The following is a 20,626-nucleotide window of genomic DNA, read 5'->3' as shown; positions in this document are numbered from 1 at the left end:
CGTCTGCAACCCTGGGCCGGATCCGCGGCGACCGGGAGAGACCCGTCGATCGGGGGATCGGCAGACCCTGGATAAGCCGGGCGGGCTCCCGCACGCTGGAAGCGTGAACCGCGCCGAACTCGCCGACTTCCTGTGCCGTGGCCGCGCCCGGCTGACCCCGCCGGACGTGGGCCTGACGGCCGGCCCCCGGCGCCGTACACCCGGGCTGCGCCGCGAGGAGGTGGCACAGCTGGCGGGCATGTCGGTGGACTACTACACCCGGCTGGAGCAGCGCCGGGGCCCGTGTCCGTCCCGTCAGACGCTGACCGCGCTGGCCCGCGCGCTGCGGCTCACCGCCGACGAGCGCGACCATCTGTTCCACCTGGTCGGCGCGGAGCCCCCGCGCCGGGAGACGGCGTCGGCGCATGTCCAGCCCGGTCTGCTGCTGATCCTGGACCGGCTGCACGACACCCCCGCGCAGGTGGTGACCGACTGCGCGGAGGTGCTCGCCCAGAACGCGATGGCGCGGGCCCTGACCCTCGATGTGATGTCCCGCCCCCGGCGCGAGCGCAATCTCGCCCGCCGCTACTTCCTCGACCCGGGCGCGCGCGAGCTGTTCCCCGAGGAGGACCGGCCCGAGCACGCCCGCGCGGTCGTCGCCAACCTCCGCGCGGTGACGGCCGCCCGCCCCGAGGACCCGGAACCGGCGGCCCTGGTCGCCGAACTACGCGCCGGGAGCGAGGAGTTCGCCCGCCTGTGGGAGGAGCACGAGGTCGCCCTGCGCCATCGGGCGACCAAGCGCTTCCAACACCCCTCGGTGGGTCTGCTGGACCTGGACTGCGAGGTCCTGCTCAGCCACGAACACCATCAGCTCCTGGTCATCCACTCGGCCCGCCCGGGCACGCGGGCGCATGAGCGGCTGCAGCTGCTGAGGGCGCTGTCAGCCGGCGGAGGGGTCGAACCGCAGGTGGCGTCGTTCGGCCAGTTCCTCCGCGCTGACCACGGTCAGCAGCGGGGTGCCGGGCGGCGCGAACATGGTCACCACGATCTCTGACTGCGCGTCCGCGAGGTTGTTGCCGCCCACGTAGTGGATGACGTCGCCGCCGGGCTCGAAGACGGCGTCACCGGCCTTGAGCACATGGGGCGCCTGCCCTTCCAACTCGAAGAGGATCTCGCCCTCGGTCACATAACCGAAGATCGGCCCGGGGTGCCGGTGCGGGGGCGCGCCCGGGTCGCCGGGCGCAAAGGTGAGCTTGACGCACCGAGCCTCGGCGTCGGCCGGAACGAGTGCGCCCGCCCCCGGCCTGGTCGTGATGATCTTGATGCCCGGGGGCAGGTGCGAGTGGTCGCTCATGGTGTTCCTCCAGCAGAAAAGACTGTCTGTTGGTAACGACCGAACCGCCCTGTTGTTTGTGACGCCGTGGCCGGTGAGGCTCCGCTCAGAAGCCCAGCTTGCGCAGCTGCTTGGGGTCGCGCTGCCAGTCCTTGGCGACCTTCACATGCAGGTCCAGGAAGACGGGGGTGCCGAGGAGCGCCTCGATCTGCTTGCGGGACTTGATGCCGACGTCCTTGAGGCGCTTGCCCTTCGGGCCGATGATGATGCCCTTCTGGCTGGTGCGCTCGATGTAGATGTTCGCGTGGATGTCGAGCAGCGGCCGGTCCGCCGGGCGGTCCTCGCGCGGCAGCATCTCCTCGACGACCACCGCGATGGAGTGCGGGAGCTCGTCCCGGACGCCCTCCAGCGCCGCCTCGCGGATCAGCTCGGCGACCATGACCTGCTCGGGCTCGTCCGTCAGATCGCCCTCGGGGTAGAGCGGCGGGCTCTCCGGCAGCATCGGGATCAGCAGGTCGGCCAGCAGTTCGACCTGCTGGTCGCCGACCGCCGAGACCGGCACGATCTCCGCCCACTCGAAGCCCAGCTCCTTGCCGAGCTGATCGAGCGCGATCAGCTGCTCGGCGAGCGTCTTGGAGTCCACCAGGTCGGTCTTGGTGACCACCGCGACCTTCGGGGTCCGCTTGATCCCGGCCAGCTCCTTGGCGATGAACCGGTCGCCGGGGCCCAGCTTCTCGTTGGCGGGCAGACAGAAGCCGATGACGTCGACCTCGGCCCAGGTGGCGCGCACGACGTCGTTCAGCCGCTCGCCGAGCAGCGTGCGCGGCTTGTGCAGCCCCGGGGTGTCGACCAGGATCAGCTGCGCCTCCGGGCGGTGCACGATGCCCCGCACGGTGTGCCGCGTGGTCTGCGGACGGTTCGAGGTGATCGCCACCTTCTTCCCGACCAGAGCGTTCGTGAGGGTGGACTTGCCCGCGTTGGGGCGGCCCACGAAGCAGGCGAAGCCGGCGCGGTGAGGGGCCTCGGCCGGCTGCTCGGATGACTGGTTACGAACGCTCATGCCGCCCATTCTCCCTGATCCACCGGGCCCCGCCGCACACACGAGCGGCAGCACCCCCCGCGGTGAGCTCCCGGAAACCTCCACGCAACGAAACGTCATGGAAACATCCCTGTACGCGACCCGAAACCGGAACCGGTGACCCTCTGACGAGCCCCCGCATCGTTGGAGACCCCGTGACTCTGGCCGCCGCCCAAGCGAACACCGGCGACACCGCCTGGCTGCTCGCCGCCACCGCCCTCGTCCTGCTGATGACCCCGGGACTGGCCCTCTTCTACGGCGGCATGGTCCGCACGAAGAGCGTCCTCAACATGCTCATGATGAGCTTCGTGTCGATCGCACTGGTCACCGTGGTGTGGCTGGCCGCCGGCTACTCCCTCGCCTTCGGCGACGACGCCTTCGGCGGTCTCATCGGCGGCCTGAAACACGCGGGCATGGCGGGCATCGGCCCGGACAGCGTCCAGGGCACGGTCCCCACCCTGCTCTTCGCCACCTTCCAGCTCACCTTCGCGATCATCACGGCCGCGCTGATCAGCGGCGCGATCGCGGACCGGGCGAAATTCGGGGCCTGGCTGGTCTTCGTACCCCTCTGGGCGCTCCTCGTATACGTTCCCGTCGCCCACTGGGTCTGGGGCCCGGGCGGCTGGATCCTGGACGGCCTGGGCGCGCTGGACTTCGCGGGCGGACTGCCGGTCGAGGTCGCCTCCGGCGCCTCCGGGCTGGCGTTGTGCCTGGTCCTGGGCCCGCGGCTCGGCTTCAAGAAGGACGCGATGCGGCCGCACAACCTCCCGATGGTGATGATGGGCGCGGGTCTGCTCTGGTTCGGCTGGTTCGGCTTCAACGCGGGCTCGGCCCTCGGCGCGAACGGCCTCGCGGCCGCCGCCTTCCTCAACACCCTCGCCGCCGGCTGCACCGGTCTGCTGGGCTGGCTCTTCGTCGAGCAGAAGCGCGACGGCCACCCGACGACGCTGGGCGCGGCCTCCGGCGCGGTCGCGGGCCTGGTGGCCATCACCCCGTCCTGCGGTTCGGTCTCGCTGCTGGGCGCGCTGGTCGTCGGCCTCACCGCCGGCGTCGTCTGCTCCTACGCGGTGAGCTGGAAGTTCAAGCTGAACTACGACGACTCGCTCGACGTCGTCGGCGTCCACCTGGTCGGCGGCGTCATCGGCACGCTCCTCATCGGCGTCTTCGCGGTGGACACCATGACCGGCGGCGCCGAGGGCCTCCTCTACGGCGGCGGACTCGGCCAGCTCGGCAAGCAGTCCGTCGCGGTGATCGCCGTCGCCGCGTACGCCTTCGCCGTCACGTACGGCATCGGCAAGCTGCTCGACAAGACGATCGGCTTGAGGGCGGACGAGGAGCACGAGCACACCGGCCTGGACCTTACGGTGCACGCCGAGACGGCATACGATCACGGCGTCCTGGGCCACGGCGCCCCGGTCAGCGCGTCCGTCGTCCCCTCCGCTCAGAAGGTCAAGCCCCAGGCATGAAGCTCATCACCGCGATCGTCAAGCCCTACCGCCTCGACGAGGTCAAGACGGCCCTGCAGGAGCTCGGCGTGCACGGCATGACCGTGACCGAGGCCAGCGGCTACGGCCGCCAGCGCGGCCACACCGAGGTGTACCGGGGCGCCGAGTACCAGGTCGACCTCGTGCCCAAGGTCCGTATCGAGGTCGTCGTCGACGACGCGGACTCCGAGGCGGTCATCGAGGCGGTCGTCAAGGCCGCACGGACGGGGAAGATCGGCGACGGAAAGGTGTGGGCACTGCCGGTCGAGACGGTCGTTCGGGTCCGGACGGGCGAGCGCGGCCCCGACGCGCTCTGACGAACAGCGCCCCCGCCAGCCCGCCCGCCACGAACACCACCGTCACCACCAGCCACGGCACCGCCACGAACGACGCGGTCGCCGACTCCTCGGTGTCCGTGGCGCTGGCCGTCACCTTCACGTCCGCCCAGTCGAGTTGGGGCGCGCCCTGCCAGCGTTCGGTGAGGTGCACGCGTTGGCCCGGGAGCAGCTGGGACGGGATCTTGGTGAGTTTCCGGGTCAGCAGGGTGCGGCCGAACAGCCCCTGCGCCGTCAGCTCCACCTTCGGTTCGAGGGTGACGTTGCCGGTGTTGTGCAGGGTGTAGAGAATCGTCGCCGTGCTGTCGCCCAGGCCGGGGACCAGTGGCTGATGATGGCTGATGCGGACGTCCTCGACGGCGAGCGCGGGGAGCTTGGGACCGCCGACCGAGAGGTAGACCCGGGCGGCGACCGCCCGCTGCACCCCGAGGGCGACGCTGCCGCCGCCGTCGGCGACGCGTTCGTCGAGGGCGACGATCGCCCCCGGATGGTCGCCGGGCTCGGCGCCCTCGGGCACCCCGACGGTGAACGGCACGGTGACCGTCTTGCCGGCGGGCACGGTGACCCGGTCCTTGGACAGCACGGCCCACGCGCCCACGCCGAGCATCCGCTCCTCCGCCGACTTCACGGCGAACCCGCCGTCGCGCTCGGTGTTGTAGGCGTCGGCCGCGTACAGCCGGAAGGTCAGGGGCTCGGCCGTCTTGTTGGCGACGACGACCTTGTCGGTGATCGTCTGCCCCGGATCGGCGGAGACGTAGAAGTAGGGCCGTGCGGCGACGGCCGAGGAGACCGGGTAGACGGACCAGCTGCCGTTGTCGGCGGCGTGGGCGGACGGCGCGGCGGACAACAGAAGCAGGAGTAGCGGCAGGAGGAGGACATACGGCTTGCGCATGGGTGCGGACCCCCACGTACGGGCTGCGTTGGCGGACGGGCAGACGGGGGACGGGCGGGTGCGGACCTGTGGGGCGGGCGCCCGGCCACCGGTGGACGTGGTGCGTGCGCTCGGCCGATCGTGAGGGGTCAGCTGAGCGTGAGGGTGAGAATGCCGGAGTACGTGCCCGCGGGCGTGAACGCCGGTACGTCGAGGGAGAGTCCGGCGTTCGCGGTGAACTCACCGCCGGCGACCGTCGCGTTCGAGGTGGACGCCAGGGTCGCCCCCGCACTGCCCACGACTCCGGACGACCCGGCCTGACAGGTGCTCGGGCTGCCCGCCTTGGTGGTGCAGGCAGGCGTCCAGCTCAGCTTGTCGGCGGCGATCGTGGCGCCGGGTCCGCTGAAGTCGGTGACCTTGCCGGTCAGGGACCAGCCCGCGGGTCCGCCGCGGAAGTCCTTGACCGTCACCGCGTTGAGCGCCCCCGTCGAGGCCTGACCCGAGCCGAGGTCCACGGTGGACATCGTCACGGAGTCCCCGGCCTGGGACATCGACAGGATGCCCGGCCGGACCGCGGTGGTCAGCTGCTGACTGCCCTCGGGTATGGGCTGGTCGTTGATGACCACGTAGGCGACCGGACCGGCGCCCACGGCCGAGTCCCAGGCACCGCCCTCGTACGCCACCACACCGGTCGTGGTGAGGTCGCTGACGACGAGCGAGCCCGAGATGTTCCCCTGCCCGTTCGCGACCACGCTCGCCGTGTCCGCGGTCTGGGTCGCCCCGGAACGCCCGGCCAACGTGACCGACGCCCCCGGCGTGAAGCCGCTGCCGGTGACGGCGACGGCCGCGCCCGGCGACCCCGAGGCCGAACCCAGGGAGATGGCCCGGGTGTTGGCCGGCGGGTTGGCCGTCGCCGTGATCGTCTCCGACACCGGGGCGGGCGGATTGGTCACGGTGCAAGGAGTGTCCAGCTCGAGGATGTAGCTGGTGTGGATGTTGTAGTCGCCGGGCGAGAGGGTGATCGCGCCGGGCGAGGTGACCGTGAACGTGCCGGTCATCGAGAATGACGGGAAGACGCCCAGGCCGGGCACCGGGGGATTGCTCCTCGGTCCCGCGACGGTGACGTTGCCGGTCTGCGCGCCGCCGAGGGCGACCATGCCCGTCGGCGTCATGATGTCGGCCGGCAGGTCGAGCGCGGTGGGGTTGTTGGCGGCGGGCGTGACCACGGTGTAGGTGACGGCGACGGTGTCGCCGACCTCGGGGCTGGTGTTGTCCACCGTGATCTTCGCGGTCGTGGTGCCGTCGATCGGCGGGAGACCCGCCAGCGGCGGCGGCACACAGTGCGTCGGGAAGTTCACGTTGGTGGCGGCGCCGGCCGGAAGTGCCAGCGCCCCGCCCGCGGTGACTGCGAGCGCGGTGGCCCCGAGCAGCGATGCCCAGCGCCGTCTTCGGGACCTTCGGGGTGAACCCATGTTTTGCCCCCTCCTCCAGGGTGCGGGCGCAGCGGCTCTTCTGCGCCGACAGGGGGCATTGAGATGCGGATCGCGCGAGAAGTCAATAAAAACGGCGAGATGAACTGATGGACCGTCAGCTTCCTGGTCCCGTACGGAAACCGACGGTCCGCGTGCTCAGTTCCCGACCGCTATCAGCTGTACACGAACGGTCCGGGCAACTGCGTCGAGCTCGTCGTACAGGTGACGGTGATCCCGAAGACGACCATCTTCAGGGAGCCCCCGAGGAAGTTCAGCGAGTCACCGGAGGCCACGGTCCCGTTGAGCGGTCCGACGGTGATCGGGGAGTTGATCGGCATGAGCGGGTTCGCCGTGCCGGTGAAGACCCTGTTGGGTCCGGTGGAGTTCGCCATCGTGAGCGTCGAGGAGATGCTGTTGGCGTTGAGCTGGATCGGCGCGGTGACCGCGGTCGAGGTGAAGGTGATGGTGGCCGCGGTACCGGTCTGGGTGGCCGTGAGGGTGGCGGCTCCGCCGCCGAACAGACCGCAGCTCGCGGTGACGGTCGCCGTCGTCGGTGCGACGGCTGCGGCAGACGGCGCGAACGCCAGCCCGGTGACCGCGAGGGCCCCGGCCAGCATTGCCGCACCTGATCCGATTCGTTTGACTCTCATGGAGTTCCGGCTCCTTTTTTACTGTGGGGAGACGGACGGCCGAGACGGAACGGTGGGTGCGGACACCGGTGCCGGTGGGGGGTGAATCTGACGGTCCGTCGGAATTTACGGTCCCATTGATGCGTGGGGGACGGGAGGACGGCAAGGCCGAAAACCGGCCGAAGTCCGGTCGGTGCGCATGTGACTGACCGAGTCGGGTGGGATGGTGGGCGATGGGGGGGCCAGGGGGGCGGAGCCCCCCTGGGACGTCAGCCGGCGGAAACGGTGAGCCGCACAGTCCCGTCCAGCGAAGCGACGTGCACCAGAGTCCCCGCCCCGCCGAGATCCCGTACGACGCTCAGATCCGCGTCGCGAACCGCCTCCGCCGAGGTCACCACGGCCGCCGCCTCCAGCGACTCCGCCCCGGAAGCCACCGCCATCGCCACCGCCGTCTGCAACGCGCTCAGATGCAGCGACGGCAGATCCACCGTCACGGCGACATACGTACGTCCCGTCTCGTCCCGCACGGCAGCCCCCTCGGGCACACCGTTACGGGCCCGCGCGGAACGGGCCAGGGTGACGATCTTGCGGTCCTCGGGATCGAGCGCGTTGCTGTCGGTCATCCCCCGAGCATACGGTCGAGCTTCAACCGCTCCATCCTCGGCAGCCCGGCCACCACCAGGTCGTACGAGTCCTCGACCAGCTCGCGGATCAGCCGCTCCGGAAGCTCCCCGTCGACGGTCACCGTGTTCCAGTGCCGCTTGTTCATGTGATACCCGGGGGCGATCAGCCCGGGATGCTCGGCACGCAGCCGCACCGCGTCGTCCGGGTCGCACTTCAGGTTGACCTTCAGGGGCCGCTGGTCGATCCAGCTCAGCGCGAACATCTTGCCCAGCACCTTGAAGACGGAGATCTCCGGCCGGAAGGGAAAATCCTCCTCGGCCGCCTCGAAGGACAGGCACAGCGCCCGCAGCTCGTCCGGACTCACTCCGGCTTCTCCTCCTGCTGCTCGGCCGCGGTCACCGGCTCCACCAGCACCGTCACGATCTTGTTCCGACGGCCGGCCGCGGCCTCCGCCGTCAGCCGCAGCTTGCGCCCGTCGGGCAGTTCCACCGCGGACGACGCCCCGGCGATCGGCACCCGGCCCAGGGCCTTGGCCAGCAGCCCGCCGACCGTCTCCACGTCCTCGTCGTCGTACTCCTCCAGGCCGTACAGCTCGCCGAGGTCCGTGATGTCGAGGCGGGCGGTCACCCGGTACCGGTCGTCGCCGAGCTCCTCCACCGGCGGCAGCTCGCGGTCGTACTCGTCGGTGATCTCGCCGACGATCTCCTCCAGGATGTCCTCGATGGTGACGATGCCGGCGGTGCCGCCGTACTCGTCGATCACCACCGCGACGTGATTGCGCTCCTGCTGCATCTCCCGCAGCAGATCGCCGGCGTTCTTGGTGTCCGGGACGAACGCGGCCGGCCGCATCGCCGTCGACACCAGCTCGCTCTCCGCATCCCGGCTGATGTGCGTCTTGCGGACCAGGTCCTTCAGATACACGATCCCGACGATGTCGTCCTCGCTCTCCCCGCTCACGGGTATGCGGGAGAAACCGGACCGCAGGGCGAGGGTGAGCGCCTGCCGGATGGTCTTGTACCGCTCGATCACCACCAGATCGGTCCGCGGCACCATCACCTCCCGCACCAGCGTGTCGCCCAGCTCGAAGACCGAGTGCACCATGCGGCGCTCGTCGTCCTCGATCAGCGACTCCTTCTCGGCGAGGTCGACCAGCGCGCGCAGCTCCGCCTCGGAGGCGAAGGGGCCCCGGCGGAAACCCTTGCCGGGCGTGAGCGCGTTGCCGATGAGGATCAGCAGCGAGGGGATCGGGCCCATGATCCGCGCCAGCGGCAGCAGCACGTACGCGGCCGCCGTCGCCGTGTTCAGCGGGTGCTGGCGGCCGATGGTGCGCGGGGAGACGCCCACGGCGACGTACGACACCAGGACCATCACGCCGATCGCGGCGAGCAGCGCCGGGGTCGTGCCGTGGATCTCCTTGAGACAGGCGTAGGTGACCAGCGCGGCGGACGCCATCTCGCAGGCGACGCGGACCAGCAGCGCCACGTTGAGATAGCGGGTCGGGTCGGCGGCGACCTGCGCGAGCTTGGCGCTGCCGCGTCGGCCCGACCGCACGGCCTCCTCGGCGCGGAAGCTGGACACCCGCGCGAGGCCCGCCTCCGCACAGGCGGCGAGCCAGGCGACGACGACCAGGGCGATCGCGCCGGAGACGAGACCGAGGCTCATGACACGGTCGGCGCCGGCGACGGCCCGGTCATGCCCTTCTCACCCCGCCACCCGTCCACGATGGCCGCCTGAAGGCCGAACATCTCGGCCTTCTCGTCGGGCTCCTCGTGGTCGTACCCGAGCAGGTGCAGCACCCCGTGGACGGTGAGCAGTTGGAGCTCCTCGTCCATGGAGTGCTGCGTGGGCGCTTCCTTGCCCTGCCGCTCGGCGACCTCCGGACACAGCACGATGTCGCCGAGCAGCCCCTGCGGAGGCTCGTCGTCGTCCTTCGACGGCGGCCGCAGCTCGTCCATCGGGAAGGACATGACATCCGTCGGACCGGGCAGATCCATCCACTGGATGTGCAGCTGCTCCATGGCGTCGGCGTCCACGACGATCACCGAGAGCTCGGAGAGCGGGTGGATACGCATCCGCGCGAGCGCGTAGCGGGCGATGTCGAGGATCGCCTGCTCGTCGACCTCGGTTCCGGACTCGTTGTTGACGTCGATCGACATGGTGCTGGCTTGTCTACTTCCGCTTGTTCCGGCCGCCCTTGTGGGTGCCGTTCTCCGTACCGTTCTCACTGTCGTACTTCTCGTACGCGTCGACGATACGGCCGACCAGCTTGTGCCGGACGACATCCTGGGACGACAACCGGGAGAAGTGGACGTCGTCCAGCCCCTCCAGGATCTCCTGCACCTGCCGCAGCCCCGACTTGGTCCCGTTCGGCAGGTCCACCTGCGTCACATCACCCGTGATCACGATCTTCGACTCGAACCCGAGCCGCGTCAAAAACATCTTCATCTGCTCAGGACTCGTGTTCTGAGCCTCGTCCAGAATGATGAAGGCGTCGTTCAGAGTCCTTCCCCTCATGTACGCCAGCGGTGCCACCTCGATCGTTCCCGAGGCCATGAGCTTGGGGATCGAGTCCGGGTCGAGCATGTCGTGGAGGGCGTCGTACAGGGGGCGCAGGTACGGGTCGATCTTTTCGTAGAGGGTGCCGGGGAGGAAGCCGAGGCGTTCGCCGGCCTCTACCGCGGGGCGGGTCAGGATGATGCGGGTGACCTGCTTGGACTGGAGGGCCTGGACCGCCTTGGCCATGGCCAGGTAGGTCTTGCCGGTGCCCGCGGGGCCGATGCCGAAGACGATCGTGTGCTTGTCGATCGCGTCGACGTACCGCTTCTGGTTGAGGGTCTTGGGGCGGATCGTGCGGCCGCGCGAGGACAGGATGTTCTGTGTGAGCACTTCGGCCGGGGTCTCCTGGCCGTCGCTCGTCCCGTTCTCGCTCGCTCGCAGCATGGCGATCGAGCGTTCCACTGCGTCCTCCGTCATCGGCTGCCCGGTGCGGAGCACCAGCATCATCTCGTCGAACAGGCGCTGGATGAGGGCGACTTCCCGTGGTTCGCCGACTGCGCTTATCTCATTGCCCCGGACATGGATGTCAGCCGCCGGGAAGGCCGTCTCGATCACGCGCAGGAGGGAGTCTCCGGATCCCAGCACGGTCACCATGGGGTGCTGGGCGGGAACGGTGAACTGTGCTCTCGCCTTGCCCTGCGCGGGCGTGTGAGCTGTGGGTGTCTGAGTCATAGGCCGGCCCGAGGGCCTCTACGTCCTCCCGGATGCGTCTCGCCTGCCACGAGGGCGGCCTGGCGAGTTCTAGCGTACGCCAGGGCACTGACAACGCCGTAGGAGTTTTCGCCGGTCCTGTGACCGCGCGGGCCCTATGCCGAGCGGCCGAAACCGATCGTCGGGACGGCTCTGCGCAGCGGCCACGGGGTGACCCGCTCCGCCGCCGGGACCAGGTCCGCGAGGAACGCGTACCGGCGCAGCGCCTCGGGGTCCTGGCCCTCGACCGACTGGACCCTGCGCCACCAGGCCGCGAGCTCGTTCCAGCCGGGGGCGGAGAGCGAGCCGCCGAACTCCTGGACGGAGAGGGCGGCCGTGAGGCCGGCGAAGGCGAGTCGGTCGGCGAGCGGCCAGCCGGCCAGGGTGCCGGTGACGAAGCCGGCCACGAAGACGTCCCCGGCGCCGGTGGGGTCGAGGGCCTCGACGGCGATGGCCGGGACCTCGGCGCTCTCGCCGGTCTCGCGGTCCACCGCGTACGCGCCCTCCGCGCCGAGCGTGACGACCGCGAGCGGTACGTGTTCGGTGAGGGCGTGGGCGGCGGCCCGGGGGCAGGTCGCGCCGGTGTAGTTCATGGCTTCCTCCGCGTTGGGCAGGAAGGCCTCGCAGTGCTCCAGGTCGGCGAGGCCGGCCAGGTCCCAGGCGCCGGTGTCGTCCCAGCCGACGTCGGCGAAGATGCGGGTGCCGCGGCGGGCGGCCTGTTCGATCCAGGGGGCGCGTTTGCCGGGGGTGAGGGAGGCGACGGCGGCGCGGGCGGGGGGCGGGCACTGGGGGGCCGCGTCGGGGACGAGCGCGGCCTCGGGGGGCGGTTCGTGGCCGTGGGAGACCATCGTCCGCTCGCCTTCGTAGGCCATGGAGACGGTGACCGGGGAGTGCCAGCCCGGGACCGAGCGGGAGGGGCTGAGGTCGATGCCCTCGCCCTGTTCAAGGGCGTCCCAGCAGTACTCGCCGTAGTGGTCGTCGCCGAAGGCCGCCGCGAGGGAGGTGCGCAGGCCCAGGCGGGCGAGGGCGGTGGCCATGTTGGCGACGCCGCCGGGGCTCGACCCCATGCCGCGGGCCCAGGACTCGGTTCCGCGCACCGGGGCGGAGTCGAGCCCGGTGAAGATGATGTCGAGGAAGACGGTGCCGGTGAGATAGACGTCCCACGGCGGATCGTCGGGGGTGCGCCGGGCGGCCAGGGGGTCGACCCGGGCGTCCTCCCGGGGGGCGGCCTGACGGATCCGGCCGCTCGGGCCGGCCTTCCCGGTCTGGCCGGCCTGCCTGTTCTGGCCGGCCCTGGCGGGCCTGCGGTGGTGTCCCTCTCCGGTGGACGCGTTGGACGCGGTCACGGTGCGCTCCCTGACGTGGTGCCGATCTGGCCAGTGTGCACCACGCCACCGACAGCCCGCCGTGCGTCACACGCGCACCAAGGGCTCGGCCGCCGCGACCTCCCCCTGGAGAGTGAAGCGCCGGGGAGTGAAGCGCGGCTACCAGCGCGGGACGGCCGGGGTGACCCAGTCGGGGTCGGCGACGCGCATCGCCGCCGCGTCGTCGCGTTCGCGCAGGGCGCCGTCGCCGTCGAGCCAGCGTCGGTGCAGGAGCGCGAGTCGGTCGTGATCGAGTTCGACGCCGAGGCCCGGTGCGTCCGAGACGGCGACCTTGCCGTCGTCGAAGGCGAGCCGCTCGGTGAGGACGTCCTCGGACTGCCAGGGGTAGTGGGAGTCGCAGGCGTGGTGGAGGTCCGCGACGGTGGACGCCACATGGGTCATGGCGGCCAGCGAGATGCCCAGGTGGGTGTTGGAGTGCATGGAGATCGCGACCCCGAACGTCCGGCAGATCGCGGCGAGTTGCTGTGTGTTGCGCAGTCCGCCCCAGTAGTGGTGGTCGGAGAGGACGACCTGGACGGCGTCCCGGGTGAACGCCTCCTTGATCTCGGCGAACGTGGTCACGCACATGTTGGTGGCGAGCGGCACGTCGGTCTTCGCGGCGACCTCGGCCATCGCGGGCGAGCCGAGCGTGGGGTCCTCCAGGTACTCCAGGACGTCCCCGATGTCCTCGGCGACCCTCAGCGAAGTGGCCACGCTCCAGGCCCCGTTGGGGTCGAGGCGCAGCGGGTGCCCGGGGAACGCCTCGGCGAGCGCCCGGATCGCGGCGATCTCCTCGTCCGGCGGGAAGACGCCGCCCTTGAGCTTGAAGGAGGTGAAGCCGTAGCGCTCCTTGAAGCGCCGGGCCTGCTCGACGACTCCGGCGGGGTCGACGGCCGCGCCCCAGTCGTCCTGTTCGGCGGTCACGCCCTCGGGGTGGCCGGCCCACTTGTAGAAGAGGTAGGCGCTGTACTCGACGGCGTCGCGGACCTTGCCGCCGAGCAGGGCGTGCACGGGCAGGCCGAGCGTCTTGCCGAGGGCGTCGAGGCAGGCGACCTCGAAGGCGGAGACGACGGACAGGCGCAGCTTGTCGGCGGTCTGGACGCCGCGCAGTCCGCCGACGTCCACCTGGCCGAAGACCCGGGAGCTGTCGACGGCCACCTCGTCGGCGATCGTGAACAGCCCGTTCAGATCGCTGACCTGGCGGCCGGTCAGCTTGGCGGCGAAGGGGCGGGCCAGTTCGAGGTACTTGGTGTCGCCGTACGTCTCGCCGACGCCGGTGACGCCGTCGGCGGTCTCCACCTCGACGATCAGTCGGGGGGTGTACGGCTGGTGCACGCCCTGGGTGTTGAGCAGCGGCGGGTCGGCGACCAGGATCGGGGTCAGGCGGACGTCGGCGATCGTGAGGTTCACAGTGCCGCTCCTACGAGGTCGAGGCCGGTGGTGAGCAGGGCTTTCAGCCGGGCGAGGTCGCCGTCCGACGGGTCGGCGAGCGGGGAGGCTCACGCTCGCCCATCTCCCCATGTAGATGTTATCCACGTATGAAGATGAAGGCTAGATATGCGAACCGCCGTCGTCAATGGCTACGCTCAGCGCATGTCAGAGACAGGAGGCGTCCGGGAAGTGAAGTCGGCCGCGCGCACGGTCGAACTGCTGGAACTTCTCGCGGCGCGGGCCGACCGTCCGGCCCGGCTGCAGGAGCTGGCGGACGAACTGGGCGTGCCGCGCAGCTCGATGTACGCACTGCTGCAGACGCTGATCGACCGGGGCTGGGTCCGCACGGACGTCACCGGCTCCCTCTACGGCATCGGCATCCACGCCCTCCTGACCGGCACCGGCTACCTCGACTCCGACCCGCGCGTCCGGCTGGTGCGGCCCTTTCTCGACGAGGCCTCCGAGGCGCTGGGCGAGACCATCCACCTCGGGCGGCTGGACGGCCGGGGCGTGGCGTATCTGGCGACGCGCGAGTCGCACGAATACCTGCGCACGATCAGCCGGGTCGGGCGGCGGCTGCCCGCGCACGTCGGCGCGCTCGGCAAGGCGCTGCTGGCGGAGCGGCCGGACGGGGAACTGCCCGAGGGCCCGTACGAGGCGCTGACGCCCAGGTCGCACACCAGCCGGGGGGCGCTGCTCGCCGACCTCGTCGAGGTGCGGGCGCGCGGGTACGCGGTGGACCGCGAGGAGGGCGTGAGCGGCATCGTCGGCTTCGGCTTCGCACTGCGCTACGACGCTCCGGCGCAGGACGCGGTCAGCTGCTCGGTGCCGGTGGCGCGGCTGACGCCTGAGCACGAGGAGCGGATCGTGGCGGTGATGCGGGAGATCAGGGCGAAGATCGAGGCGACGACGCCGGGCGGCGTCGGCGGCGCGGTCAACTGGCGTTAGAGGCGCGGCGTTTACCCGGCGTTCCCCGCCGCAAACAATTTGTGATCCGGATCACACACCCTGCGCTGTTGTGCGCACTCTGTGCTTGATACAAATTGCCCGCGCGTTCCTGTCCGTCGACGGCCTGCGCCCCACCCTTGCTGAGCCGTTCATTTCGCATGCCTTGGAACGCCCGTGTTCGCCCGTCGCACCCCCCTGCCCTGGCCCCTCCTCGCCCTGTTCACGGCCGGGTATCTCGCTCCGTATCTGCTGCCGACGGTGGTCGGCCGGCTGGAGTCCGGACTTCCGCTGACCGCCACCGAGGCGGGCGCCGTCGGCAGCGCGCTGCTGCTGAGTTCGGCGTCGGCGGGCTTCCTGCTGGCCTCCCGGGTGGAGCGGATCGGCGCCCGCACCCTGGCCCGGACCGGGCTCGCGCTCGCCGCGTTCGGCTACGGCGGGGCCGCCCTCGCCGGTGACGTACGGGCCGTCGTCGCGGGCGCGGTCCTCGGCGGCTTCGGCTCCGGTACGGCCACCACGGTCGCCGCGACCCGGATCGCCGCCGAGCCCGACCCGCACCGCACCTCCACGCTGGGCCTGCTCTGGGTGTCCGCGGTCGCCGGGGTCGTCTATCTGACGGTTCCGCACCTCGGGGCGGGCCATGGACAGCCGCTGGCCGCCATAGCGCTGGCCTCGCTCGCCGTATGGCCGCTGACCGGGCGACTGCCCGGCCGTACGGCTTCCGCCGCCCGGCGCCGGGAGCGCGCCCCGCTGCCCAACCTGCGGGCCGGGCTGGTGCTCGCCGCCGCCATGCCCTGCTGGTCCCTCGTGCAGAACTCCCTGTGGGGCGTGAGCGGGCGCATCGGGCTGACGCAGGCGGGGCTCGGCGAGGCCGCCGTCGGCGCGGTGTTCGCGGTGGCGCTGGGGGCCGGGCTGCTGGGCGTGCTGGGCGCGCGGGCGCTGGGGGCGCGGCTGGGGCGGGCGGTGCCGATCGGCGCCGGGACCGTCCTGATCGCCGGATGTGTGGTGGCCAGCGCCTCGGCCACCGGGCCGGTGAGTTTCGCGACCGGTGAGATCGCCTGGAACGTGCTCTACCCGGTCGTCCTGTCGTATCTGATCGGGCTGGCCGCCTCGCTGGACCCCCGCGGGCGCTGGGCGGTGCTCGTCGGGGCGGCGGGCTCGCTGGGCACGGCGGCCGGGCCGCTGACCGGGAGCGTGCTGTCGGCCTCGGCCGGGTTCCCGGTGATGGGCCTGGTGCTGGGAGCGGCGCTGCTGGTGGTCGCCGTGCCGATGACCGGGGTCGCGCTGCACGCGGGCGGCCGTCCGATGCGGGTCGGGGCCGGGCGGCGGCCGGCCGTGGAGCTGTTCGAGGTGGACGTCCCGGCGGTGTCCGCCCCCGACGCCTACGACACGGCCGGACCCCGGCAGGCAGGCGCCTCGCCGGGGTCCGGGGGGTAGAACGGGCTCTCAGGCGTTCCGCCCAGGGCTACCGGGTCCGGGGCGTCTTCGCCCGGCGGCGGACGTACCAGCCCGCCGCGGTGAGGAGCCGGCGGCCGCGGGCGCGGTGGACGCGGGCACGGAAGCCGGGCTGGACAAGCACTTCACGCCCATCACCACCGAGGCCCCCGCCCAGGCCCAGCCGGACGTCATCCTGATGATGACCAAGGGCCTGGACTCGGTCGGCGGCCTCGACGGCGTGCTGCCGAGCTTCGGCCCGCGCACGCCCCTCGTCATCGACATCCTGTTGACATCCTCCCCCTCTTGAAAGAGGGGGATTCCAACCCAGTCGGGTCGGGGTTCACGGGCGCTCGAACGGCTGGTGGCCGTTGTCACCCCTGCGGCACCGGCTGTTCGCCGGGGGCGGGGGATCCCGCCCTGTCCTGCCGCGACGTTGATACTCGCGTTGGTGTCCGCGTTGCAGGTGAAGCCGCAGGAGGAACACTCGAACTCGGCTTGGCTCTTGCGCGAGTTCTTGTCGATCCATCCGCAGGCGCTGCATCGCAGGCTGGTGTAGGGGGCGGGCACGTCTTCGACGCGGCCGGGTGCCTTGTGTTCGGTGCGCTGCCGGAGCAGCCCCCACCCTTGGGCGAGGATGCTCCGGTTCAGTCCGGCTTTGGCGGCGCGGCCGTTCTTGAGGTACTGGCCGGGCTGGTCGAGGTCGGGCTTCGGCCTGGATTTCGCCGTCATCGTCTTGATGTTCAGCTTCTCGAACCGCACCAGGTCATAGGTGCGGGCGAGCATGGTGCTGGTCTTCTCGCACCAGTCCTTACGCCGGTCGGCTTCACGGGCCTTGAGGCGGGCGGCCTTGCCGTATTCGGCCGTCTTGAGGTCGCTGCCCTTCGGGGCTCGGGCGGCGCGGCGCCGGTGCTTGCGGATCTGTGCCCGCTCGCGGGTGGTGAGCTGAGGACAGTTCAGGGTGCGGCCGTCCGACAGGGCGGCGGTGATGGCCACGCCCCGGTCGATGCCGATGGCCTCCCCCGTGCCCGGCGCCACGATCGGGTCGGGCACGATCGCGAACGCGATGTGCCACTGGCCGTTCTTGAGCGTCACCCGGAACGTCTTCGCGTCCGGCAGTACGGGGCGGGTGAGGCGGAAGCGGACCCAGCCGCAGCCGGGCACCTTCACCTGCGCCCACCGCTTGTTGAGCTTCTCGACCCGGACGGAGCGGCCCATGACCTGCTTGCCCTTGGCATTCAGCTTCGGGCCGCCATCGGGCTCGCACTCGGGTACTCGATCGGTGCCGATGACGCGGAAGCCCTCGTGACGGAACTTCTTGCGCCAGGTCGGCTCACCGAACCCAAAGGTGAACCGGGCGTTCTTGGCCTTCGCGAAGTCCTTGAGCGCCTGCTGCTGTACGTCGGCGTTCCCGGCCCCAAGCCACTCGTTCTCGCGGCGGGCCTCGGTGAGCTGACGGCACTGCTCGGCAAACGACGGGGCGCCCGCCCATGTGCCGTCCGGGCGGCATACCCGGCTGTCCCGGCTCCAGTGCGAGTGCTGCTCGACGGCCAGGTTCCACACGTACCGGGCGTTTGCTGCACCTTGTGCGACGTGCCGTCGTGGGAGGGCCGAGAAGGATGTCGCTGGAGCCTCGGGCTGATCTGGGGGTGCCGGAGTTGACGGCTCGGGTGGTGCGGTCGGCGTTTCCCGAGGGGACGCGCGCGGTGCGGATCCGTGAGGCGCTGGGTCCGCTGTTTGGGGATGCGGCGTTTGCCGGGGCGTTCCCTTCGCGGGGGCGTCCTGCGGTGTCGCCGGGGGGCGTTGGCGCAGCCTGTTCCGGGCCCGCCTGATCAAGCACGGGCTGGAGCAGAGGACAGAGTCCTGAAGGCCGGGGCGCCCTGCCAGGAGACAAGGTGGACCGGATCCACCGGGCCTGACCTCCGGCCAGGCCTGACCCCGGCCGACCGGTTCAGAAGGTGTAGGCGTCGACCTCGGCGAGATACCGGGCCCGCCGCTCCTCGTCGTCCTCCAGGAAGGAGGCGGCGAAGGAGTTGCGGGCCAGCTCGCGCAGCCGCTCCTCGGTCAGGCCCAGGGCGGTGCGCACGGCGTCGAAGTTGTCGCCCGCGTAGCCGCCGAAGTAGGCGGGGTCGTCGGAGTTGACCGTGCACAGCAGCCCGGCGTCCAGCATCGCGGGCAGCGGGTGGTCGGCCAGGACGTCGACGGTCCGCAGCCTTACGTTGGACAGCGGGCACAGCGTCAGCGGGATCCGCTCCCGCACCAGCCGCTCGACCAGCGCCGGGTCCTCCATGCACCGCAGCCCGTGGTCGACGCGCTCCACGCCGAGGACGTCGAGGGCCTGCGTGATGTACTCCGGCGGCCCCTCCTCACCGGCGTGCGCGACCCGGCGCAGCCCGAGCGCGGCCGCGGCCTCGTACACCTCGCGGAACTTCACCGGCGGATGCCCGACCTCGGCGGAGTCCAGTCCGACGCCGGTGATCCGGTCGAGGTAGGGCCTGGCCGCCTCCAGCGTCTCCAGCGCCGACGCGGCGGACTCGTCGCGCAGGAAGCACAGGATGAGGCGGGTGGAGACCCCGTGGTCGGCCTCGCTCCGGCCCAGCGCCCGCCACAGCCCCTCGACCACCGTGCCCATCGACACGCCCCGGGCGAGATGGGCCTGCGGGTCGAAGAAGATCTCCGCGTGCCGTACGCCCTGCGCGGCGGCGCGGGCCAGGTAGGCGTTCGCGAGGTCCTCGAAGTCCCGCTCGGTGCGCAGGACCGCCATGAGCTCGTAGTACAGGTTCAGGAAGGACTGCAGGTCGTCGAAGGCGTAGGCCTTGCGGAGCGCTTCCGTGTCCGCGTAGGGCAGCGCCACCCCGTTGCGGGCGGCCAGCTCGAAGGCCAGCTCCGGCTCCAGGGTGCCTTCGATATGCAGGTGCAGTTCAGCTTTGGGGATAGGCATCAAAGCATCGTACGGCTGCTCCCGCTCGGATTCCGCCTTGCGGTGTCTGCACCGATCACCCCTGCCGACCTGGGCTGACCTGCTTTTCTGCCGGGGGTCCGGGGGTCGTCCCCGGAACGGCGCACTATCGCCGTTTCGGAACCGGCACCCGCATCAGGTCGTGCGCCACGGTCAGCTCGCCGTCGAACCCGGCCGCCCGCGCCTGCCGCTCGAACTCGTCGGGATCGGTGTAGCGCTGGCTGAAGTGGGTGAGGACCAGGTGCCGCACCCCGGCGTCACGGGCCGCCCGCGCCGCCTGGCCGGCCGTCAGATGTCCGTGGTCGACGGCGAGTCGTTCGTCCTCGTCGAGGAAGGTCGACTCGATGACGAGCAGGTCGGCGCCGTTGGCGAGCGCCTGCACCCCCTCGCACAGCCGGGTGTCCATGACGAACGCGAACCGCTGTCCGCGGCGCACCTCGCTGACGTCGTCGAGCGAGACGCCGCCGAGGGAGCCCTCCCGTTGGATCCGGCCGACGTCCGGCCCCTTGACGCCGTGCTCGGCGAGCCGCTCGGGCAGCATGCGGCGGCCGTCGGGCTCGACGATCCGGTAGCCGTAGGACTCGACCGGATGCGAGAGCCTGACGGCTTCGAGCCGGTAGGACGGGGCGGTGGCGAGGAGTCCGTCCGCGTCGACCGGGGCCTCGGTGATGCCGACGGTCTCGCGGTAGGCGGTGGAGTAGCGCAGCCGCTCGAAGAACCGCTGCCCGGAGCGCGGGTAGTGCGCGGTGACCGGGTGCGGGACCTGGTCCAGGTTGATGCGCTGGATGACGCCGGCGAGGCCGAGCGAGTGGTCGCCGTGGAAGTGGGTGACGCAGATCCGGTTGAGGTCGTGCGCGGCCACCCCGGCGCGCAGCAGCTGGCGCTGGGTGCCCTCGCCGGGATCGAAGAGGATGCCCTCTCCGTCCCAGCGCAGCAGATAGCCGTTGTGGTTGCGGTGCCGGGTCGGGACCTGGCTGGCGGTGCCGAGGACCACGAGTTCGCGTACGGACACGACGACCTATCCGGGGGGCCAGTGCAGCCCGCGGCCGCCGAGGACGTGCGCATGGGCGTGGAACACGGTCTGGCCCGCGCCGGCGCCGGTGTTGAAGACGATGCGGTAGCTCTCCAGCTTGTCCTCGTCGGCGACGGTCTGGGCCTCGCGCAGGACGTCCGCGGCGATCGTCGGCTCGGCGGCGGCGAGGGCTGCGGCGGTCGGGTAGTGCACCTTCGGGATCACCAGGACGTGCGTGGGCGCCTGGGGGTTGATGTCCCGGAACGCGACGGTCGTCTCGGTCTCACGGACGATCGTCGCGGGGATGTGCCCCTCGGCGATCTTGCAGAACAGACAGTCGTCCTGCGGCTCCCCTGCCATGCGGTCCCCTCGGTAGTGCGGGTAAGTGTGCGCATCGTAGCGTCGTCGGGTGCGGGTCCGGTGGGGGCTG

20 protein-coding genes and 2 pseudogenes are annotated in these 20,626 nt (G+C 71.2%); 6 read left to right on the top strand and 16 right to left on the bottom strand.

What is annotated here, in order from left to right:
- Nucleotides 1–103 precede the first annotated feature (103 nt).
- On the top strand, nucleotides 104–1,033 hold the full coding sequence (locus ACWCPF_RS05110; protein ID WP_451043569.1) for a helix-turn-helix transcriptional regulator: 930 nt from the start codon (nucleotides 104–106) through the stop codon (nucleotides 1,031–1,033).
- Here the strand turns inward: ACWCPF_RS05110 and ACWCPF_RS05105 are convergent.
- Both ACWCPF_RS05105 and era read right to left on the bottom strand, forming a co-directional pair.
- Nucleotides 920–1,333 (bottom strand): cupin domain-containing protein, encoded by a 414-nt coding sequence (locus tag ACWCPF_RS05105; RefSeq protein ID WP_451043568.1) that lies wholly within the window; start codon nucleotides 1,331–1,333, stop codon nucleotides 920–922. The two genes, ACWCPF_RS05110 and ACWCPF_RS05105, sit on opposite strands and share 114 nt — an antisense overlap.
- Nucleotides 1,334–1,418: 85 nt before the next feature.
- Nucleotides 1,419–2,372: a GTPase Era gene (era, locus tag ACWCPF_RS05100; protein ID WP_351917721.1), complete on the bottom strand. Its 954-nt coding sequence runs from the start codon at nucleotides 2,370–2,372 to the stop codon at nucleotides 1,419–1,421.
- A gap of 173 nt (nucleotides 2,373–2,545) precedes the next feature.
- Here era and ACWCPF_RS05095 point away from each other — a divergent pair, with 173 nt between their 5' ends.
- Together ACWCPF_RS05095 and ACWCPF_RS05090 are read left to right on the top strand one after the other, a co-directional pair.
- Nucleotides 2,546–3,856, top strand: coding sequence for an ammonium transporter (locus ACWCPF_RS05095; RefSeq protein WP_451043567.1), 1,311 nt, complete (start codon nucleotides 2,546–2,548; stop codon nucleotides 3,854–3,856).
- On the top strand, nucleotides 3,853–4,191 hold the full coding sequence (locus ACWCPF_RS05090; RefSeq protein ID WP_451043566.1) for a P-II family nitrogen regulator: 339 nt from the start codon (nucleotides 3,853–3,855) through the stop codon (nucleotides 4,189–4,191). The genes ACWCPF_RS05095 and ACWCPF_RS05090 overlap by 4 nt, the downstream gene beginning before the upstream one ends.
- On the opposite strand, the gene ACWCPF_RS05085 is transcribed toward ACWCPF_RS05090, so the two are convergent.
- The 10 genes from ACWCPF_RS05085 to ACWCPF_RS05040 form a co-directional block, all read right to left on the bottom strand.
- Nucleotides 4,085–5,101, bottom strand: a complete 1,017-nt coding sequence (locus ACWCPF_RS05085) for a WxL protein peptidoglycan domain-containing protein (protein ID WP_451043565.1) — start codon at nucleotides 5,099–5,101, stop codon at nucleotides 4,085–4,087. The genes ACWCPF_RS05090 and ACWCPF_RS05085 overlap by 107 nt on opposite strands.
- Before the next feature lie 128 nt (nucleotides 5,102–5,229).
- A complete protein-coding gene (locus tag ACWCPF_RS05080; RefSeq protein ID WP_451043564.1) occupies nucleotides 5,230–6,552 on the bottom strand; it encodes a beta-xylosidase in 1,323 nt (440 codons plus the stop codon).
- Nucleotides 6,553–6,725: 173 nt separating this feature from the next.
- Nucleotides 6,726–7,202: a hypothetical protein gene (locus ACWCPF_RS05075; protein ID WP_451043563.1), complete on the bottom strand. Its 477-nt coding sequence runs from the start codon at nucleotides 7,200–7,202 to the stop codon at nucleotides 6,726–6,728.
- Between the two features lie 248 nt (nucleotides 7,203–7,450).
- On the bottom strand, nucleotides 7,451–7,804 hold the full coding sequence (locus tag ACWCPF_RS05070) for a cytidine deaminase (protein WP_451043562.1): 354 nt from the start codon (nucleotides 7,802–7,804) through the stop codon (nucleotides 7,451–7,453).
- Nucleotides 7,801–8,169 (bottom strand): MmcQ/YjbR family DNA-binding protein, encoded by a 369-nt coding sequence (locus tag ACWCPF_RS05065; protein ID WP_451043561.1) that lies wholly within the window; start codon nucleotides 8,167–8,169, stop codon nucleotides 7,801–7,803. Before ACWCPF_RS05065 ends, ACWCPF_RS05070 begins: the two co-directional genes overlap by 4 nt.
- Nucleotides 8,166–9,467, bottom strand: coding sequence for a hemolysin family protein (locus ACWCPF_RS05060; RefSeq protein WP_451043560.1), 1,302 nt, complete (start codon nucleotides 9,465–9,467; stop codon nucleotides 8,166–8,168). The genes ACWCPF_RS05065 and ACWCPF_RS05060 overlap by 4 nt, the downstream gene beginning before the upstream one ends.
- On the bottom strand, nucleotides 9,464–9,961 hold the full coding sequence (gene ybeY, locus ACWCPF_RS05055) for an rRNA maturation RNase YbeY (RefSeq protein WP_351917703.1): 498 nt from the start codon (nucleotides 9,959–9,961) through the stop codon (nucleotides 9,464–9,466). The genes ACWCPF_RS05060 and ybeY overlap by 4 nt, the downstream gene beginning before the upstream one ends.
- Before the next feature lie 13 nt (nucleotides 9,962–9,974).
- Nucleotides 9,975–11,033 carry a PhoH family protein gene (locus ACWCPF_RS05050; protein ID WP_351917701.1) on the bottom strand — a complete coding sequence of 353 codons (1,059 nt, stop codon included), beginning with the start codon at nucleotides 11,031–11,033 and terminating at the stop codon, nucleotides 9,975–9,977.
- Nucleotides 11,034–11,167: 134 nt separating this feature from the next.
- Nucleotides 11,168–12,397: a carbohydrate kinase family protein gene (locus tag ACWCPF_RS05045; protein ID WP_451043559.1), complete on the bottom strand. Its 1,230-nt coding sequence runs from the start codon at nucleotides 12,395–12,397 to the stop codon at nucleotides 11,168–11,170.
- 138 nt (nucleotides 12,398–12,535) lie between these two features.
- Nucleotides 12,536–13,825 carry a glucarate dehydratase family protein gene (locus tag ACWCPF_RS05040; RefSeq protein WP_451043558.1) on the bottom strand — a complete coding sequence of 430 codons (1,290 nt, stop codon included), beginning with the start codon at nucleotides 13,823–13,825 and terminating at the stop codon, nucleotides 12,536–12,538.
- 183 nt (nucleotides 13,826–14,008) lie between these two features.
- Here ACWCPF_RS05040 and ACWCPF_RS05035 point away from each other — a divergent pair, with 183 nt between their 5' ends.
- From ACWCPF_RS05035 to ACWCPF_RS05025, 3 genes and pseudogenes are all read left to right on the top strand, one after another.
- Nucleotides 14,009–14,794, top strand: coding sequence for an IclR family transcriptional regulator (locus ACWCPF_RS05035; RefSeq protein ID WP_451043557.1), 786 nt, complete (start codon nucleotides 14,009–14,011; stop codon nucleotides 14,792–14,794).
- 174 nt (nucleotides 14,795–14,968) lie between these two features.
- Nucleotides 14,969–16,228 carry an MFS transporter gene (locus tag ACWCPF_RS05030; RefSeq protein ID WP_451043556.1) on the top strand — a complete coding sequence of 420 codons (1,260 nt, stop codon included), beginning with the start codon at nucleotides 14,969–14,971 and terminating at the stop codon, nucleotides 16,226–16,228.
- 94 nt (nucleotides 16,229–16,322) lie between these two features.
- Nucleotides 16,323–16,535 (top strand): annotated as a pseudogene (locus ACWCPF_RS05025) (ABC transporter substrate-binding protein); the annotation flags it as partial.
- Nucleotides 16,536–16,669: 134 nt separating this feature from the next.
- Here the strand turns inward: ACWCPF_RS05025 and ACWCPF_RS05020 are convergent.
- The 4 genes and pseudogenes from ACWCPF_RS05020 to ACWCPF_RS05005 all read right to left on the bottom strand — a co-directional run.
- Nucleotides 16,670–17,788 (bottom strand): annotated as a pseudogene (locus tag ACWCPF_RS05020) (RNA-guided endonuclease InsQ/TnpB family protein); the annotation flags it as partial.
- A 388-nt stretch (nucleotides 17,789–18,176) separates the two neighbouring features.
- The gene (locus ACWCPF_RS05015) at nucleotides 18,177–19,166 is read right to left on the bottom strand and encodes an adenosine deaminase (protein ID WP_451043555.1); all 990 of its coding nucleotides are present in this window, start codon (nucleotides 19,164–19,166) and stop codon (nucleotides 18,177–18,179) included.
- 124 nt (nucleotides 19,167–19,290) lie between these two features.
- On the bottom strand, nucleotides 19,291–20,196 hold the full coding sequence (locus ACWCPF_RS05010) for a ribonuclease Z (RefSeq protein ID WP_451043554.1): 906 nt from the start codon (nucleotides 20,194–20,196) through the stop codon (nucleotides 19,291–19,293).
- 6 nt (nucleotides 20,197–20,202) lie between these two features.
- Nucleotides 20,203–20,556: a histidine triad nucleotide-binding protein gene (locus ACWCPF_RS05005; RefSeq protein WP_451043553.1), complete on the bottom strand. Its 354-nt coding sequence runs from the start codon at nucleotides 20,554–20,556 to the stop codon at nucleotides 20,203–20,205.
- Between the last annotated feature and the right edge of the window lie 70 nt (nucleotides 20,557–20,626).

This window comes from Streptomyces sp. NPDC001858, from assembly GCF_053594615.1.
This window is presented reverse-complemented; position numbering and strand designations above follow the sequence as displayed.

What these genes read in the sequence shown, in the direction of transcription:
- era (WP_351917721.1), bottom strand. Translation starts at nt 2,372, where the DNA reads ATGAGCGTTCGTAACCAGTCATCCGAGCAGCCGGCCGAGGCCCCTCAC.
- ACWCPF_RS05090 (WP_451043566.1), top strand. Translation starts at nt 3,853, where the DNA reads ATGAAGCTCATCACCGCGATCGTCAAGCCCTACCGCCTCGACGAGGTC.
- ACWCPF_RS05005 (WP_451043553.1), bottom strand. Translation starts at nt 20,556, where the DNA reads ATGGCAGGGGAGCCGCAGGACGACTGTCTGTTCTGCAAGATCGCCGAG.
- ACWCPF_RS05105 (WP_451043568.1), bottom strand. Translation starts at nt 1,333, where the DNA reads ATGAGCGACCACTCGCACCTGCCCCCGGGCATCAAGATCATCACGACC.
- ACWCPF_RS05080 (WP_451043564.1), bottom strand. Translation starts at nt 6,552, where the DNA reads ATGGGTTCACCCCGAAGGTCCCGAAGACGGCGCTGGGCATCGCTGCTC.
- ACWCPF_RS05075 (WP_451043563.1), bottom strand. Translation starts at nt 7,202, where the DNA reads ATGAGAGTCAAACGAATCGGATCAGGTGCGGCAATGCTGGCCGGGGCC.
- ACWCPF_RS05085 (WP_451043565.1), bottom strand. Translation starts at nt 5,101, where the DNA reads ATGCGCAAGCCGTATGTCCTCCTCCTGCCGCTACTCCTGCTTCTGTTG.
- ACWCPF_RS05035 (WP_451043557.1), top strand. Translation starts at nt 14,009, where the DNA reads ATGTCAGAGACAGGAGGCGTCCGGGAAGTGAAGTCGGCCGCGCGCACG.
- ACWCPF_RS05070 (WP_451043562.1), bottom strand. Translation starts at nt 7,804, where the DNA reads ATGACCGACAGCAACGCGCTCGATCCCGAGGACCGCAAGATCGTCACC.
- ACWCPF_RS05060 (WP_451043560.1), bottom strand. Translation starts at nt 9,467, where the DNA reads ATGAGCCTCGGTCTCGTCTCCGGCGCGATCGCCCTGGTCGTCGTCGCC.
- ACWCPF_RS05050 (WP_351917701.1), bottom strand. Translation starts at nt 11,033, where the DNA reads ATGACTCAGACACCCACAGCTCACACGCCCGCGCAGGGCAAGGCGAGA.
- ybeY (WP_351917703.1), bottom strand. Translation starts at nt 9,961, where the DNA reads ATGTCGATCGACGTCAACAACGAGTCCGGAACCGAGGTCGACGAGCAG.
- ACWCPF_RS05015 (WP_451043555.1), bottom strand. Translation starts at nt 19,166, where the DNA reads ATGCCTATCCCCAAAGCTGAACTGCACCTGCATATCGAAGGCACCCTG.